General features: G+C 67.2%; 17 protein-coding genes. 2 read left to right on the top strand and 15 right to left on the bottom strand.

Going from position 1 to position 15,979, the window contains the following annotated elements; all coding sequences use genetic code 11:
* The first annotated feature begins 56 nt into the window (after positions 1-56).
* Positions 57-812: a hypothetical protein gene (locus DKG75_RS20695; RefSeq protein ID WP_109923096.1), complete on the top strand. Its 756-nt coding sequence runs from the start codon at positions 57-59 to the stop codon at positions 810-812.
* The gene (locus DKG75_RS20690; protein ID WP_109923095.1) at positions 799-2,925 is read left to right on the top strand and encodes an adenylate/guanylate cyclase domain-containing protein; all 2,127 of its coding nucleotides are present in this window, start codon (positions 799-801) and stop codon (positions 2,923-2,925) included. Before DKG75_RS20695 ends, DKG75_RS20690 begins: the two co-directional genes overlap by 14 nt.
* 97 nt (positions 2,926-3,022) lie before the next feature.
* On the opposite strand, the gene DKG75_RS20685 is transcribed toward DKG75_RS20690, so the two are convergent.
* Genes DKG75_RS20685 through DKG75_RS23095 form a run of 15 tightly spaced genes read right to left on the bottom strand, consistent with a single transcriptional unit; the run spans position 3,023 to position 15,414 of the window.
* Positions 3,023-4,405, bottom strand: a complete 1,383-nt coding sequence (locus DKG75_RS20685) for an outer membrane lipoprotein-sorting protein (protein WP_109923094.1) — start codon at positions 4,403-4,405, stop codon at positions 3,023-3,025.
* A complete protein-coding gene (locus DKG75_RS20680; RefSeq protein WP_109923093.1) occupies positions 4,402-5,229 on the bottom strand; it encodes an alpha/beta fold hydrolase in 828 nt (275 codons plus the stop codon). The genes DKG75_RS20685 and DKG75_RS20680 overlap by 4 nt, the downstream gene beginning before the upstream one ends.
* A 14-nt stretch (positions 5,230-5,243) precedes the next feature.
* Complete coding sequence (locus tag DKG75_RS20675; protein ID WP_109923092.1) at positions 5,244-6,290, bottom strand: 2Fe-2S iron-sulfur cluster-binding protein; 1,047 nt, start codon at positions 6,288-6,290, stop codon at positions 5,244-5,246.
* On the bottom strand, positions 6,287-6,475 hold the full coding sequence (locus DKG75_RS20670) for a 2-hydroxymuconate tautomerase (RefSeq protein ID WP_109923091.1): 189 nt from the start codon (positions 6,473-6,475) through the stop codon (positions 6,287-6,289). Before DKG75_RS20670 ends, DKG75_RS20675 begins: the two co-directional genes overlap by 4 nt.
* A gap of 1 nt (position 6,476) precedes the next feature.
* Positions 6,477-7,247, bottom strand: coding sequence for a 2-keto-4-pentenoate hydratase (locus DKG75_RS20665; protein ID WP_109923090.1), 771 nt, complete (start codon positions 7,245-7,247; stop codon positions 6,477-6,479).
* 1 nt (position 7,248) lies between these two features.
* Complete coding sequence (locus DKG75_RS20660) at positions 7,249-8,046, bottom strand: 2-keto-4-pentenoate hydratase (RefSeq protein WP_208112271.1); 798 nt, start codon at positions 8,044-8,046, stop codon at positions 7,249-7,251.
* A gap of 12 nt (positions 8,047-8,058) precedes the next feature.
* A complete protein-coding gene (locus tag DKG75_RS20655) occupies positions 8,059-9,519 on the bottom strand; it encodes a 2-hydroxymuconic semialdehyde dehydrogenase (RefSeq protein WP_109923089.1) in 1,461 nt (486 codons plus the stop codon).
* 12 nt (positions 9,520-9,531) lie between these two features.
* Positions 9,532-10,455 (bottom strand): catechol 2,3-dioxygenase, encoded by a 924-nt coding sequence (locus DKG75_RS20650; RefSeq protein WP_109923088.1) that lies wholly within the window; start codon positions 10,453-10,455, stop codon positions 9,532-9,534.
* A gap of 3 nt (positions 10,456-10,458) precedes the next feature.
* The gene (locus DKG75_RS20645) at positions 10,459-10,794 is read right to left on the bottom strand and encodes a 2Fe-2S iron-sulfur cluster binding domain-containing protein (RefSeq protein WP_109923087.1); all 336 of its coding nucleotides are present in this window, start codon (positions 10,792-10,794) and stop codon (positions 10,459-10,461) included.
* Positions 10,795-10,797: 3 nt separating this feature from the next.
* Entirely contained in the window at positions 10,798-11,865 is a 1,068-nt protein-coding gene (locus DKG75_RS20640) for an NADH:ubiquinone reductase (Na(+)-transporting) subunit F (RefSeq protein WP_109923086.1), read from the bottom strand.
* Between the two features lie 15 nt (positions 11,866-11,880).
* On the bottom strand, positions 11,881-12,243 hold the full coding sequence (locus DKG75_RS20635) for a phenol hydroxylase subunit P4 (protein WP_109923085.1): 363 nt from the start codon (positions 12,241-12,243) through the stop codon (positions 11,881-11,883).
* A gap of 55 nt (positions 12,244-12,298) precedes the next feature.
* Positions 12,299-13,834: an aromatic/alkene/methane monooxygenase hydroxylase/oxygenase subunit alpha gene (locus tag DKG75_RS20630; protein WP_109923084.1), complete on the bottom strand. Its 1,536-nt coding sequence runs from the start codon at positions 13,832-13,834 to the stop codon at positions 12,299-12,301.
* A 12-nt stretch (positions 13,835-13,846) separates the two neighbouring features.
* Positions 13,847-14,137 (bottom strand): MmoB/DmpM family protein, encoded by a 291-nt coding sequence (locus tag DKG75_RS20625; protein WP_109923083.1) that lies wholly within the window; start codon positions 14,135-14,137, stop codon positions 13,847-13,849.
* 11 nt (positions 14,138-14,148) lie between these two features.
* Complete coding sequence (locus DKG75_RS20620) at positions 14,149-15,147, bottom strand: aromatic/alkene monooxygenase hydroxylase subunit beta (RefSeq protein WP_109923082.1); 999 nt, start codon at positions 15,145-15,147, stop codon at positions 14,149-14,151.
* A gap of 30 nt (positions 15,148-15,177) precedes the next feature.
* Entirely contained in the window at positions 15,178-15,414 is a 237-nt protein-coding gene (locus DKG75_RS23095) for a phenol hydroxylase subunit (protein ID WP_166646610.1), read from the bottom strand.
* Positions 15,415-15,979: the final 565 nt, after the last annotated feature.

The following is a 15,979-nucleotide window of genomic DNA, read 5'->3' as shown; positions in this document are numbered from 1 at the left end:
TGTTCTTCCATGGCGCCATCCCCGGGGGGCATGGCGCTTCATGTGAACGGAAGGCCATGATGAACGTCTTTGACCGGATGCGGGGCCGGGGGTTTGGCTCGGCACGCGTCACCTTCGCCGCTATCGGCGCCGCCCTGGCGCTGTTCGGCACCGCCCTCGCGCCGGCGCGGGCCCAGGCGCCGCTCGCCCATCTCGGCACCAATGCGATCGCCGTGGTCGAGGATGTGTCGGGCACCGGCGGCATCGGCTTCATGGATTTCATCTTCGCCGGCCAGAGCTTCGACCTCGGCACCGACGGCAGGCTGGTGGTGTCCTATCTGTCCGGCTGCCGCAGCGAGACGATCGTCGGCGGCAAGGTGAGCTTCAGCCCCAATGGCGCCACCGCCGAGGGCGGCAAGGTCACCTCGACCGTCGCCGCCAATTGCCAGGTCGCCGCCGCTGAAATCGGCGCCGGCGCCACCGAGGCGGGGGCGGTCGTGGTGCGCGGCACCGGCGACCTGCTCGGCGATACCGAGGAGGACCGGGTGATCCGTTCCGGCAGCCCGGCCTTCCGCTGGCTGGCTGGCGGTGCCGCCGAGGTGCGCATCTACAACGCCGGTCGCGCGCCCGCCGAACTGGTGTGGAGCGGCCAGGGCACGGACGGCCATATCGAGTATCCGGCCTCGGCGCCGCGCCTCACGCCCAATATTCCCTATCGGGTCGAGGTGCGGTCGGGCGGCGCGGTGATCGGCGTCGCGCGTTTCTCGATCGACCCGACCCTCGCCGTGCCGGACACGCTGGCCAATCGCCTGGTGCCGGTTGCCAAGCCCTAGCGGCTTTCTCGGACGGGCGGCGCTGCTGCGCCGCCGGCTGGGGATTTCGGGGGCGCTGATCCTGCTGCTGACGGCCTGTACCCTGACCGGGCCGTTCCAGTTTCTGGCCCGGGCCGGGATCGATTTCCTGATCCCGGCGCGCCACGCCCTGTTCGGGCCGCTGTTCCCGCCCGAGCGCTCGGACGTCGTCCTCGTCGCCATCGACGAGCAGACCTATCACACGCCGCCCTTCGCCGAGACGCCGAAAGTGGCCTGGACGCCGCAGCTTGCCCGCCTGCTGGACGGGCTGGTCGGGGCCGGGGCGACCGCGGTCGGCTTCGACGTCATCTATCCGGTCACCCTGGACCGGCCGGAACTGCTGGCCGGCCGCGACCGGCCGTTCCTGATCAGCCTGCGCAAGGCGGCGGATGCGGGCAAGCTGGTGCTGGGCGAGGCGCGCCTGTCGCGCGACGTGCTGCGCCCCCACCCCGGCCAGCGGGTGGCGGCGCGGGGCGACGCCAATATCCGCCTTCTCAACCTCACCTTCGATCCGGACGACGTGGTCCGGACCTATATCGCCCGCTACCGCCTGGAAGGCGGGGCCGGCACCGTGACCTCCTTCGGCACCGAACTGGCGGCCAGGGGCGGCTTCCGCGTGCCGGAACAGGATTTCCTGATCAATTTCAACACCGGCCCCGGCGATGTCCCGACCTACAGCCTGGCCGACATCCACGCCTGCATCGAGGCCGGCGATACCGACTATATGGCCCGCGCCTTCAAGGACAAGATCGTCCTGATCGGCGAGGTGCTGGACATCGAGGACCGCTTCCGCGGCGCCAAGCGCTATGCCCTGACCGAAGGCGACGACAGCCGCGACCCGCCGCGCTGCCGCGTCGCCGCCGATCCCGAGCGCTTCCGCCCGCTGGCCGCCCGCTCCTCCATGCCCGGGGTGCTGATCCATGCCGCCGCCATCAATACGATCGCCAAGGGCGCCTGGCTCATCCCCCTGCCCCTGACCGCGACCGTCCTGCTTTGCCTCGTCTGGTTCGCGCTGCTCGACATCGCCTTCTTCCAGCTGAAGCCGGCGCTGGGCGCCCTGGTCGGCGCGGGCGCCATCGCCATTCTCTTCGCCGGCGCCGTGCAGGCTTTCGCCGCCGGGGTCGTCGTCCCCGTGCTGCCGCTCGCCGTCGGCGCCGTCGTCCTCTTCGCCGGCCTCTATGCCTATCGCTTCGTGATCGAGGACGGCGGGCGGCGGCGCATCCACCACGCGTTCCGCCATTATCTGGCGCCGACCCTGGTCGACCGGCTGGCCGAGGATGCGGATGCCCTCAGCCTCGGCGGCGAGCGGCGCCATGTCACCGTCTTCTTCTCGGACATGGTCGGCTTCACCTCGCTCAGCGAGCGGCTGGCGGCGACGCCGGAACGTTTCGTCGACGTGGTGAACGAATATCTGACCGTGATCACCCAGGCGATCGAGAAGCGCGACGGCTATATCGACAAATTCATCGGCGATGCGGTGATGGCGATCTGGGGCGCGCCCCTGACCCAGGAGGAGGCGGAGCGCCTGGCGGCCGAAGCCGCGCTCGACGCCCAGGCCGCGCTGGCCGAATTCAACCGCACCGTGGTGGTGCCGAATTTCGGGCTGAAGCCCCTCGGCACCCGCATCGGCATCGCCAGCGGCGAGGCGGTGGTGGGCAACATGGGCTCGCGCACCCGGCTGAACTATACGGTCACCGGCGACGTGGTGAATCTCGCCTCGCGGCTGGAAAGCGCCAACAATCACTACGGCAGCAAGATCATCCTCAGCGGGCCGACGGCAGAGCGGCTGGGGCCCGACTTCGTGCTGCGCCCGCTCGACCGGCTGGTGGTCAAGGGCAAGTCGCTGCCCGTGCCGATCTTCGAGCTGGTCGGCCGGCGCGCCGACGTCCCGGCCGAGCGGCTGCGGCAGGTCGAGGGTTTCATCGCCGCCCTCGACCTCTACCTGAAGCGCGACTTCGCGGCGGCGGAGGCGGCCTTCGCCAGGCTGGAGGCGGAGGACCCGGTCGCCGCCGTCTATCGCGCCCGCGCCCTGGTCTATCGCCTGGACCCGCCGCCCGAGGATTGGGACGGCCGCTACACCCTCGAATCGAAATAGGGGAGCCGGGTCCCGGCGTCGCCGCCGACGACGGGACCCGGCCGGGCCCGCCCCCTCCGCGCCCCCGGGGCGGGGGGCGCAAGCGGGCCCTTGGGCGTCAGTAGTCGCGCAGGCGTTCGATATCGAGGAAGCGGGCCATGTCCTGGGTGAGGATGGACCAATCGGCCTGCATGGTGATGCGGTTGTAGCGGTTGCCGATCACGTTCCAGAGGACATAGTTGCGGGCCATCCACAGGCCGGTCGCCGGGTCGAAGTCACCGGCGTCGTCCAGCACCCGCCACAGCCGGCCGCGCTGGTCGTACATTTCCTGGTACTGGGCGTAGTGGAATTCCTTGTCGATATAGAGACGGCGCCGGCCGTAGACGTAGTTGCCCGTCTTGTCGACCACCTCGAGGATCCACACCGGCCGCAGTTCGAGGTCGATGGTCTCGATCTCGCACTCGTTGCCGGCATATTGCGCCGGGTCATAGGCATGGCCCACCTCCGGCTGCGACAGGATGAAAGTCTCGCCGACGATGTTGAAATCGAACTTGCGCGGATCCGGCTTCAGCCAGGACTGGCGCCATTCGTCCCAGGTCGCCTCGATCCCCGGGGTCATGGGGTCCTGGGTGTCGGTGCCGCCGAGGATGCGGGTGCGCTTCATGGTCGGGACATAGCCGAGGAAGGCGTCCGGCTTGTCGGCCGAGGCGAAGCGCCGCCGCACCGCGGCCAAGCCCTTGATGTCGCGCGGGGCGAGGAAGACGATGGAGCCGGCCTCGACCGTGTCGTCCTCGCCCCGGATCGCGCCGAGCGGGTTGACGTCGACCCGCCCGTGCATCTTCTGCCACCAGAGATGCATGACGTAACGCCGCTCGACCCGGTTGTCCGGCTGGCAGGAGACGAGTTCCATGGGCTTCAGGGCGGCATTGTCGTTGCCGACGCCGCGCGAAAGGAAGGCCCAGTAGAGTTCGAGGCCGTTGGCGGGCTTGATATAGGGCAGGCCGGCCTCGGTGAGCATGGCGAAATTGCCCTTGGCGTCGAGCAACTCGCCCTTGGGGCTGATGGAGAAGGCGCCGGCGGCCCTGGTCGCCTCCAGGCGCTTGCGCGAGGCGACGTAAGGGGTGGTGGGGACGATGCGGATCTTCTTCCAGCGGAACCAGTCGCTGGACATCAGGCGGTCGTAGCTGGGCGCGGGCAGGACGTCCTTCAGCCAGGGGTATCGGCCGGCGTCGGCGGCGGTGATTTCGAGGCCGGGCTTCAGTTCGGGCGGGAGCTTGGCGGCGGCGATCAGGCTGCGGGCGGAATAGCCGCGATAGGCGTCCCAGTCGCGGACCAGGGCGATGGCCGCCGGATCGGCCAGCAGGTCGGCGAACTTGCGGTGCCCTTCGAACCCCGTCCGCGCCGCCAGCGCCTGCCATTCGTCGACCCAATCCGCCGCCGCGGCCGGGACCGCCGGCAGCGCCAAGGCCGCCAGGGCGGCCAGCAGGTAGCGCCACCTCATGGCTCACCCGCCAGGAAATCGTCGACCAGGGCATTGAACCGCGCGGCATGTTCGATCTGCGTCCAATGCCCGCAGCGGCCGAACATGTGCAGTTCCGCCCGGGGCAGCAGGCGGAACAGGCGTTCGGCGTTGCTCGGCGGGATCACCCGGTCCTCGCGGCCGTGCAGGACCAAGGCCGGCTTGTCGATCGCGGCGATCGCGTGCTCGGGCGTCGCCAGGGCCGAAACCCAGCGCTGGCGCGGCGCCGGAAACAGGGCCGAGAAGCGCTCCTGGAACCCGGGCCTGATACTCGCCTCGTAACGCAGGCGGACGAGGTCGTCGGTCGCCCGCGCGGCATCGAAGGAAAAGATCCCGATCAATTGCCGCATGTTTTCGAGCGACGGCTCATAGCCCCAGACCCGGTCGAGACCGTCGGTCAGGGGGAATTCGATGCCGGCCGCGCCCATCAGCACGAGGCGGCGCACCCGTTCCGGCGCGCGGACGGTCAGCGCCAGGGCAAGCGCGCCGCCGAAGGAATTGCCGACGATATCGACCGGACCGAGATCGAGGGCATCGATGAAGGCGGTCAGGTGCCCGACCGCACGATCGAGCGAGAATTCGAGCCCCGGCGGGCTTTCGGTATAGCCGAAGCCCAGGATATCGGGGGCCAGCACCCGCCGCCGTGCCGACAGCGGCGCCATGGTCAGGCGCCAGTTGGCATAGGCCGAGACCCCGGGACCGGAGCCGTGGATGAGCAGCAGGGGCTGGCCCTGGCCGAGATCGTGGTAATTGGTGGCGATGCCGCCGGCCACGATGCGCCGGCCGATTTCCGGGTTCGTTTCCATTGTTGGTCTTGGCCTCAGAAGAAGCGGTCGTAGTGGATCTGGCCGAAGGGCACCTTGAGGTCGAGCATCAGCAGGCGTTGCAGGGCCTCGGCCATGGGCGGCGGCCCGGCGAAATAGATTTCCGCCTCGCGAAGCCGGTCGCCCTGGTGACGGCCGACGACCTCATGCACGAAGCCCGAAAGCCCGGTCCAGCCGGCGCTGAGGGGATCGTCCAGGCTGGACACCACCGGGTGGTAACGCAGCGTGTCGCCGAAGCCGGGCAGGCCGGCAAGATGGGCTTCGCCGCAGACATCCGCCGCCGTGCGGCCGCCGTAGAAGAAGTCGAGCTGCCGCGCCGGATCGGCGCCGACCGCCCGGGCGATCGAGACCATGGGGGCCAGGCCGGAACCGCCGGCGATGCAGACCACCGGACGAGCGGACTCCGCGACCAGATGGGCAAGGCCATAGGGGCCGTCGAGACCGATGACCGCGCCCGGCGCCATGTCGAACAGGCCGTTGCTGGCCTTGCCGCCCGGCACCCGCTTGATCTGGAATTCCCAGTAACCCTCCGCGTTCGGCAGGTTCGACATGGAATAGCAGCGGCGCAGGCCGTCCGGCAGGCGCAGGATGGCGTATTGGCCGGCGATGAATTCGGCCGGTCCCGGGGCGGCGAAGCGGAATTCGCGGATGTCCCGCGTCAGGTCCCGGGCCGAGACCAGGGTAAGATGCATCACCCTGGGCGGCACTTTCGGCACGCAATGGCCATCCAAGGTGACCTTGATGGTGGCATTGCCGCAGGCCCTGGTCTGGCAGGCGAGTTGCAGGCCCTTGCGGCGGTCGCGGGGCGACAGGCCCGGCGCCTCGGGCCAGAGGCTTTCGACCTCGCCCTCGACGACCTGGATGCGGCACGAGCCGCAGCCGCCCGACGAACATTCGTAAGGCAGGCCCAAGCCACCGCGGAGCGCCGCCTGCAACAGGGAGGCATCGCCCGCCCCCTGCACGAAACTGCCGCCGCCCTCGACCGTGACGACCGCGGCGCGGTCGTCGGCGGCCTGGCCCTGCAGGGCGCTTGCCGCGGTCATGGCGATTCCGACTTGGGCACGCCGGCGACGGCGAAATTGGCCGCCGGCACTTCCCAGATGATGACACGGACGGCGTTGCGCGGCGTGCCGGTGGCGCGTTCCGCGGCGTCGGTCAATTCCTTGATCAACGCCCGCTTCACCTCCGGCGTGCGCCCCTCGATCAGGGTGACGTTGATGATCGGCATCTCATTCCCCCACGGTGATGGCGACGCGGCCCAGCGCCTCGATATTGGTTTCGACATATTCGCCGACGCTGAGCGCATGGGCGGCGGTGACGCCGCCGGCCATGACGAGATCGCCCGGCTCCAGGCTCTCGCCCCATTGCGCCACCATGCGCGCGGCCGCGACCAGGGAACGCACCGGGTTGCCGAGGATGGCCGCGGTCGAGCCGATCTGGCGCGGCGTCCCATTGACCGAAAGCACGACGCCGAGATTGGACAGGTCGACCCGCGGCGAGACGAAACTGCCGATGACGAGGCCCGACGACGAGGAATTGTCGGCGATCACGTCGGGCAGGGCGAAGCGGAAGGCCTGGTAGCGGCTGTCGATGATTTCCATCGCCGGCGCCACCCCTTCGACCGCGGCCATGGCTTCGAGCGCGGTCACCCGGCCCGACAGGCGCCGGCCCATGAGGAAGACCACCTCGGGCTCCGCCCTTGGGTGGACGTAGCGCTTCTTCGACAGGGACGCGCCTTCCTCGAGCAGCATGGCATCGGTGAGCCGGCCCCAGATGACCTCGTCGACGCCGACCTGGATCATCTTGGCCCGGCTGGTCAGGCCCATTTTCACGCCGATGCGGCGCTCGCCGCGCTCCAGTCGGCGGCGGATCGACAGGGCCTGGATGGCATAGGCATCGTCGATGCCGAGATCCGGCAGGTCGTTGGTCAGCTGCGGGATCGCGGTCGCGGTGCGCGCCGCCTCGTCGACCCGGACCGCCAGTTCATGCAGGGCCGTCATCTCAGGCCTCCCCCTCGAAGCGGCAGCGGACGGAGCCGAGGCCGTTGATGCGCAATTCGACGACGTCGCCGCCCTTGACCGGGGTCAGCGGCCCGAGCGCGCCGGACAGGATGGTGTCGCCCTTCTTCAGCGGGCGGCCGACCTCGACCATTTTCTTCGCCAGCCAGAGGGTCGCGACCAGCGGATTGCCGAGGCAGGCGACGCCCGCCCCGGTCGAGGCCGGCTCGCCCCGGATCGACAGGACCATGCCGCAGAGAATGGGATCGAAAGCGGTCAGCGGCTGCGGCTGGCTGCCGAGGACATAGAGCCCCGAACTGGCATTGTCGGCCACCGTATCGACGATTTTGATGTTCCAGTCGGCGATGCGGCTGCCGACGATCTCGATCGCGGCGACGGCATAGTCGATCGAATGCAGGACATCGGCGAGGGTGAGGCGATCGCCGTCGAGATCGTCCTTCAGGAAGAAGGCAATCTCGCCTTCCACCTTGGGCTGGCTGACGCGGGAAACCGGGATGGTCTCGCCGTCGCCGAAGGCCATGTCGGCGAAAAGCATGCCGTAGTCGGGCTGGTCGAGGCCGAGCATGCCCTGCACGGCCTTCGACGTCGCGCCGATCTTGCGGCCCACCAGCCGGCGGCCCTCGCCGAGCCAATGCTTCGTGTTGGCTTCCTGGATGGCATAGGCGGTGGCGGCATCCGGGGTCTGCACCCGGTCGCGCAGCGGCGCGATGGGCGTGCCGGTCGCGACGGCGGTGCGCAGCAGCGCCGCCGCCTCTTCGACGTTGAGCAGAGTCGATGTCACGTCATCGGTTCCTTACAGCTTGACGCAGACGTTGGAGAGTTCGGTATAGAACTCCAGGCTGTGCACGCCGCCCTCGCGCCCGATGCCGGACCGCTTCGAGCCGCCGAAGGGCGTGCGCAGGTCGCGCAGGAACCAGGAATTCACCCAGACGAGGCCGGTATCCATCTGCGACGCCACACGATGCGCCTTGCTGGCATTCTCGGTCCAGATCGAACAGCAGAGGCCGTATTCGGTATCGTTGCCGCGGGCGACCACCTCGTCCTCGTCGTCGAAGGGCGAGATGTGGCAGCACGGCCCGAAGATTTCCTCGCGCATGATCGCGCTGTCGTCGCCGAGGCCGGTCCAGATCGTCGGCTGCACCCAGGCGCCCTCGGCCAGGGCCGCCGGCACCTCGGGCGTGCCGCCGCCCGTCACCACCGCGGCGCCGAGATCCCGCGCCTTCTGATAGTAGGACAGGACCTTGGACTGGTGTTCGCGCGACACCAGGGGACCCATGTTGGCCGCCTTGTCGTCGGGCGTGCCGATGACGAGGCCCTCGGCGCCCGTCCGCAGCCGCTCGACGAATTGATCGAACACCGGCCGCTCGACGAAGACCCGCTCGGTGCCGAGGCAGACCTGGCCGCAATTGGCGAAGACCGAGCGCATGGTGCCCTCGATCGCCTTGTCGAGATCGGCATCGGCGAAGACCAGGGCCGGATTCTTGCCGCCCAGTTCGAGCGAGACCGGCCGGATGAAGCCCGCCCCCGCCCGCATGATCGCCGCACCGGTCCGGGTCTCGCCGGTGAAGGTGACGGCGTTCACGTCCGGATGGCTGGTGATATATTCGCCGGCGCTGTCCGGTCCGAAGCCGTGGACGACATTATAGACGCCCGGGGGCACGCCGGCCTCGTTCATCACCTCGCCGAGCAGGGCCGCGGTCGAGGGGGTTTCCTCCGACGGCTTGACCACCACCGTATTGCCGCAGGCAAGCGCGGGGCCGACCTTCCAGGTCATCAGGAGCAGCGGCAGGTTCCACGGGCAGATGACGCCGATCACGCCCTTCGGCCGGCGCAGGGCGTAATTGACCGCGCCCTTGCCGTCCGGCGTGTCGAGGACGAAACTCTCGGTCGGGACATTCTTCACCAGGTCGGCAAAGATCTTGAAGTTGGCGGCGCCGCGCGGAATGTCGATATGGCTGGCCAGCGAACGCGGCTTGCCGGTATCGCGGCATTCCGCCGCCAGGAATTCCTCGAAGCGGGCGGTGATGCCGTCGGCCACCCGGTGCAGGATGGCGGCGCGCTCGTGCACCGTCATCCGGCCCCAGGGCCCGCGCAGCGCCTTGCGGGCCGCCGCCACCGCCGCATCCACCTCGTCCTTGCCGGCCTCCGCCACTGCGGCGAAGACCTGGTTATCGCAAGGGTTTCTCTTCTCGAACCAGGAACGGCCCTCGCGATAGGCGCCGTCGATGAAATTCAGGATCTTTGCCGTGCTCATGATACCACCCGATCAGGTCACGACCGTCATGAAACGGTCGTTCAACGCGCGCTCGTAATAGAAGATCGCCTTGCCGACGGAATCGGTGCTCCAGGTCCGGACCGGATGGTCGGGATAGAAGGTATAGCCGCCAGAGAAGACTTCGTTCCGGTTGCCGGAAGGATCGAAGAAATAGATGGTCTGGCCGCGGGTGATGCCGTGGCGCGTCGGGCCGATGTCGACCGACATTTCGTAACGGCTCATGATATCGGCGGCGTGACCGATGTCATTCCAGCTTTCCAGCAGGAACGAGATGTGATGCAGCTTGCCCTTCTCGTCGTGGCGCACCAGGGCGAGGTCATGGGCCTTGGTGCTGCACGACAGGAAGGTGGCGATGACCGTGCCGTCCGGCGCGACCACCTGTTCCGTGGTGGAGAAGCCGAGAATATCGTTGAACAGGGCCTTGGCGCCGTCGATGTCGTCGCCGTAGAGCAGGCAATGGTCGAAGCGCAGCGCCCGCATGCCCCGAGGCTCGGCATGCCAGAGTTCGGGGTTGTTCACCATCGGCCCCGTGGGGTCGAGGCCGATGGTCGCGAAGAGTTCGAACCGGTGCCCGGTCGGGGCGATGAAGGTGAGACGGCGGCCGACCGCCGGCATGTCGCCCGGGGGGATTTCCTCGACCGCGACGCCGGCGTTCAGCAGCTTTTCGTGAAGAACGTCGAGTTCGCCCTCGCTCGCCACCTTGAAGGCCAGGAAATCCATGCCCGGCTCGTCGGCCTCGCGCAGGATGACCGAATGATGGTCGAATTCGTCATAGGCCTTCAGGAACACCCTGCCGTCGTTGCCGGTGGCAACCACGTCGAGACCGATGCGGTCACGATAGTGTTCGAGAGCGGCCTTCATGTCCAACACGCGCACCTGGACATAGCCAGGGCGCAACACGCCCGAAATAGCCATTTTCTACCTCCCGTCCCGCCCCGCGGGGCATTGTTGTTTTGACCACTGGCGATCTTCGTCGGTCGCCAGCCGAACCCTGAGATCGGTTTGCGGATAGACCCGGCAGGCCAGCGCAAGGCCCGCCGGCTCGCCGCAGGGGACATGGCGCCTGCTCATCGGTCCCGCCTTGAAATCGCCCGCCGTCACGAGGACGAGGCAGAGGCCGCAGCCGCCGTTCCGGCAGCCGACCGGAATGGCGCGGCGCCCCTGGCGTTCCATCGCCTGCAGCACCCCTTCGTTCTCCGGGCAGCGGAAATGGGTGCCGCAATTCTCGATCTCGATCCGGTGATGCGATGTCATGGCTCACATCCTCTGCGACAGCGGGCTGCGCTGGGGCGCCTTGTCGTCCGCCTTGGTCAGGAAACTCTCGGTATGGATGTCGCGGTCGAACAGCCGGCCTTTCATCAGGGCGCGGATGCCGGCGTCGATCATCGGCGGCGGGCCGCAGAGATAGGCCTTGTGACCGCGGAAGCCACCGTCGAAACGGCGCACCGCCGCCTCGTGGACGAAGCCGGTCTCGCCGTCCCAGTCGTCGCCCGGCTGCGGGTCCGACAGCACGGGGACATAGGCGAAATTCCCGTGCGCGGCTTCGAGCGCGCGGAACAGGTCGTCGTAATAGAGATCCTGGCGCTGGCGGACGCCGTGCAGCAGGGTGATCTTCTGGTCGAAGCCGCGGGCCAGCAGGTCCTCGATCATCGATTTCGGGCTGGAGAGCCCCGACCCGCCGGCGATGAAGATCATCGGCAGGGACGAGGATTCCCGCACATAGAAGCGGCCATAGGGACCGGACAGGGCAAGCCGGTCGCCGACCTTCAGCGATTGGTGCAGATAGGTCGTGCCCTTGCCGCCCGGCACCTGGCGGATGTGCAGTTCGAGATGCCGGCTGCCCGGCGGATTGGCGAGCGAGAAGGCGCGCTCGCCGTCGACGCCCGGGATCTTGAGCTGGACATATTGCCCGGCCTGGAAATCGAAGGCGGCGGCGCCGGGATCGAGCCAGATGCCGATGATGTCGCGGGCCAGCGGCCTGATCTCGGCCACCGTGCAATCGATGTCCAGCACCGGGCAGTTGCGGGCATCGGGATCGACCTCGATATCGGCCTCGATGGTGACATCCGACAGCGGCCGCGCACAACAGGCCAGCGCCCGCCCCTCCTCGCGCTCGAAATCCATCAGCGCGAAGGGGGAGGCATCGCCCAGGTCGACCTCGCCGTCGAGCACGGCAACCTTGCAGGTGCTGCAAAGCCCGTGGTTGCACTGATAGGGCAGGTAGATGCCGCTGCGTAGGCAGGCATCGAGGATGGTCTGCCCGGGTTCGACCTTGACGGTCTGGCCCAGCGGCTCGACGGTAACGCTATAGGTATTGCCGGTCATCGAGGATCCGTCCGCTCAGCAGGTGGGAATGCCGTCGATGCCCTGAAGACCGGGCGTCCAGAAACGCAGCAGGGACTTGTGACCGATGTGGTTGTCGGCGAGGCTGGCGTCGAGTACCGGCTTGAACGGCCGGGAATCGAGCATCCAGGTGACCTTGCCCCAGTCGATCCTCGCCCAGTCGGGATGCGTGCCGTAACAGCCGGGCAGCACATCGGAAAGGATGGCGCGGAACGGCATGGTCGGCGGCAGCGGCAGGGCGAGCCCGGCGCAGAACATCAGGTGTTCTTCCCAGTGGAAATAGACGACCTGGTTGCCGTGGAAATATTCCAGCCGGTCACGCGACTTGAATTCGTATCGGCCGATAGCTGCGACAGTCATGATTCCTCCCTTTTTCTTTCGGTGCGGGCGCCCGGCCGCGCCCGCACCCGTTCGGTCAGACGGCGTTGGACGCCTTCTGGGCCTGCCACTCGTCCCACAGCTTCTGATCCGGCGAGCCTTCGTAGTCGAAATTGTCGACGCCGAAATTCAGGTGATACCAGGCGAGGACGTCCTTCACCTCGGCGCCGCCGCAATTGCCCTGATAGATCTGGTGCACCGGCAGCCAGGACTGCACGTATTTCTCCGGCTCGTCGCAGAAGATGTCCTTGCAGCCGTCCGAGCAGAAGTGGAAGCGCTCGCCCTTGTATTCGGTCGAGCGGAAGCAGATCGTGGTCGGATCGTCCGGCTCGGTGAAGCCCATCGGGATCTGACAGGTCACGCAGAGCTGCGGCAGGGTCGGGTTGTAGAAGCGCTTGCCCTCGGCCTGCATCTCGCTCCAGCACTTGAAGCGCGGGCGATAGTGCTTGTCGAACGTGTCGGGATATTTCGCCGACAGCCACTTCATTTCCTCTTCCGACGGCAGCCAGGTGTGGAAGGCCGCGGCATGGGTGTAGTTGTAGAAGATCGACCAGACCTCGTGGCTGAGGCGGTGCTTCTCCTTCGAGGCGACCTCGTGGTACTTCGGCTTGCGGATGCCATAACGCGACAGGTCCTCGAAGAGGGCGTCGCCGGCCTGCTCGAAATACATCTCCCAGGCTTCCGCCCAGGACATGATGCGCTTCGGCAGCATGTAGTCCATCATCATGGAGACGAGGCCGAGCAGGCGGTAGCCGCGCCAGAACCACTTGTCGATCCATTTCTGCACGATCGGAACATTGCCCTCGTCCTGCTCGAGCATGAACTTGATGATCTCGAGGCCGAGGGTCATGTGGCGGGCCTCGTCCGACTGGGCGGAGAAGCCGAAGGTCACGGTCGCCATGTCGCCGTTGTAGGCGGCGCCCGACATGAAGGGCACGAACAGCAGGTTGGTGAGGACGTATTCGAAGCTGAACGAGATCGCGGTCAGGAATTCGAACGGGCCGGCGGAACAGGCATCCTCGAAGAAGGACTTCGGGACCGACAGGTACCACACGCGGTCGTGCATGTGGCGGGCGTCGTGCAGGCCGTCGAAGAACTTGTTGTAATGGCTCATCGTGTGGATCTGCGTCTGGGCGTGACGCAGTTCGTCGATGGCCTGCATCTGGCAGGCGATGCGCGGGCCGGCGCCGACGAAGTGGCGGCCGACATGGGCATAGCCCCGGTGCGCCGAATATTCGAGCGGCGAGACCCCGGTCAGGAACAGCTTCAGCGCATTGATGTAACGCGCGTCGGTCACGTTCAGGTGGCCGTTGTTCTGGGCGAAGCTCTCGATCACGGCATAGAGCTTGCGCTCCTTCTCCGCCTGGTATTTCCAGTAGGCGTCCATGGTCAGGCGGAACGGGTCTTCCCAGGCATCCCAGTCGTGGATCTTGATCCCCTCATAGCTGATATAGGGGAAGACCTTGTCCATCGGCTGGTAGGTGGTTTCCCAGCCGAGGCCGCGGGTCAGATGCGCATAGCGTTCCTTGAGGCTCAGTTTGCGCTGCTTCTGCAGCGGCGGCATCGCGTTCATCGATCGGTCTCCTCAGGATTTGGCGGTGGGGGCAGCCGGCGCCCAGGCAAGGGTGAAACTGTCGTCGTCTTCCTCGACATTGCCGGCGAGCGAGATCAGGGACAGCTGGAGTTCCTGAAGGTCGTAACGCCGGCCGAGGCGCGCCTCGACGGTTTCGCGGCGGACGCTGAGGCTGCCCTCGCAGTCGATCTTGGTCAGCGCCGGCATGCGCGAAACCTCGGCGGCCGGATTGTCGGCGACGATGGCCTCGACCAGGCTGCGGGCCTCGTCGGTGTTCTGCAGGGTGATGGAAACCTTGGCCATGATGCTTTCCCTCAGGCTTCGAGGCCGATCTTGCGGCAACGGGTGGCAAGATCCGCGGCCAGCGCGTCGAGAATGCCGGCGGCACCGTCGCCCAGCACGTCCTGGGCCAGCGGTTGCAGGGCTTCGCGCAGGCGGCCGGTCCAGGCGGCGGCCCAGCGCGACAGATGCAGCGCATTGGCCGGCGATTCCTTCGCCGCGGCGCCGACGACCGCATCGACCCAGCGCGCGGTTTCGTCGAACCAGTCGAGCATGAATTCGGTCAGCGGCGAGAGCGCGGCCCCGCCGTGGACCTGGCCGGCATCGTCGAAGGCGCGATAGACCAGGGGATAGATCAGGCCGTCCATGACCAGGTTCTGGGCGACGAAGACTTCGAACCAGTCCGCCTCGACCAGCAGATCCTCGATCGCGTGGCGCAGCCCCTGCCACGACGGGTGGTTCAGCCAGGCCGCCTTGGCCGCCGTCAGGCTGCCGCCGGTGCCACCGTCCAGCAAGAGGCCGATGCGGCTGATCACCTGGGCGATGCCGAGCCGGTCCATGGTCGCGAACATGGTCGCTTCGGTGATGGTCGAGCCGAAGCCGATATCGGTGATGTTGCAATTGTTCATGTTCGCGCCCCACTCGTAGTGGCGGAGCGGCAGGAGATAGTGATGCACGAGACGGGCCCAGCCCTCGGCCAGGCCGTTCAGGTGGCCGCGGCGCTCGGCATAGGCGAAGGCCTTTTCGGCCGCTTCCATCATGCGCGAGCGCGCGATCGTATAGGTGCCGTAGTAGAACTGGCGCGGGTCGCGCAGCACGTGCCAGTCTTCGAGCACGATCGCGGTGCGGCGGGCGTCGAACAATTCGAAATCGGGCGCCCAGGTCGGCCGGTAGTGAAATTCGCCGGTCGCCTGCAGGTCGAACATGGATTCGTCATAGCGCGACGCGGGCTTGTCCGCCCCCAGCCGGCGCGCCACATTGGCGTAGGTCTGGCGCCGCGGCTGTATGGTTGCGGTCTTGATTTCAATGGTCATGAGCCGGTTTCCTCCGAACCTGATCGCTGGTCACTGTTTGCGGGCGAGGGCCGTGAAGGCGCCGACGGCCCCCTCGGCGATATCCAGTTCGGCGTGCTGGGCCTCGCGGAATTCGAGCAGGGCGTCGAGCGGCATGATCATCTCGACCATCAGGTCCGGATCGCCGAGGGTGAACTCGAACAGGACGAACGGCGCCTTGACTTCCGTCACCCGGATCCAGCGCGCCGCCAGGTCGAGCGGCGGGCTGTCGGCTGCTGTCATAACCATCGGCGTTTCGCTTCCCTGTCTGCATTGTCTTTTGGGCATTGCCTGCCGCCTTCCCCCGATGTTTTGCAAGCAGCGTGCCAAGGTTTTTTCCGATCGCGACCCTGGAACCTTTTGCATCGCAACCAGAAGGCCGGAAGGCCAAGGCATCGGGTTTCCCTGCCCTCTTCGCCGGCACGGGGCTACCGTCCTGTTGCGGTGCGGCATGCTTGCGTGCAAAGCGGCCTGATCGACTAGACGAAATGATCAAAGCGCCGCCCCGGGCATCGATCATTTTCGACAATAAAAAGCGGGCAACGCGTCGGTTGGAACGCGTTGCCCGAGTAACCTGGGGGGGCCCAGGCGGGGACTGTCCGGGAAGTGCCGCCCCGTATTATGGGGGCGGCTGGTTGATTACTTGTAATCCCTGAGCTGGTCGACGTCGAAGAGGGAGGGAGTTGGGTTACGTTCGAGGTCCTGCCAGCGTGAGTCCATGGTGAGCCAGGTGACGCGCTTTGAGATGACGTTCCAGATGGCGACCTGTTTCCACTGGGCCTGGCCGGTGGTGGGGACCCAGTCGCGGCTGTCG

It is taken from the genome of Zavarzinia compransoris (assembly GCF_003173055.1).
In the GTDB taxonomy this organism is placed as follows: domain Bacteria; phylum Pseudomonadota; class Alphaproteobacteria; order Zavarziniales; family Zavarziniaceae; genus Zavarzinia; species Zavarzinia compransoris.
Note: the sequence above shows the minus strand (reverse complement) of the source record. Positions and strands in the feature narration are given on the sequence as shown.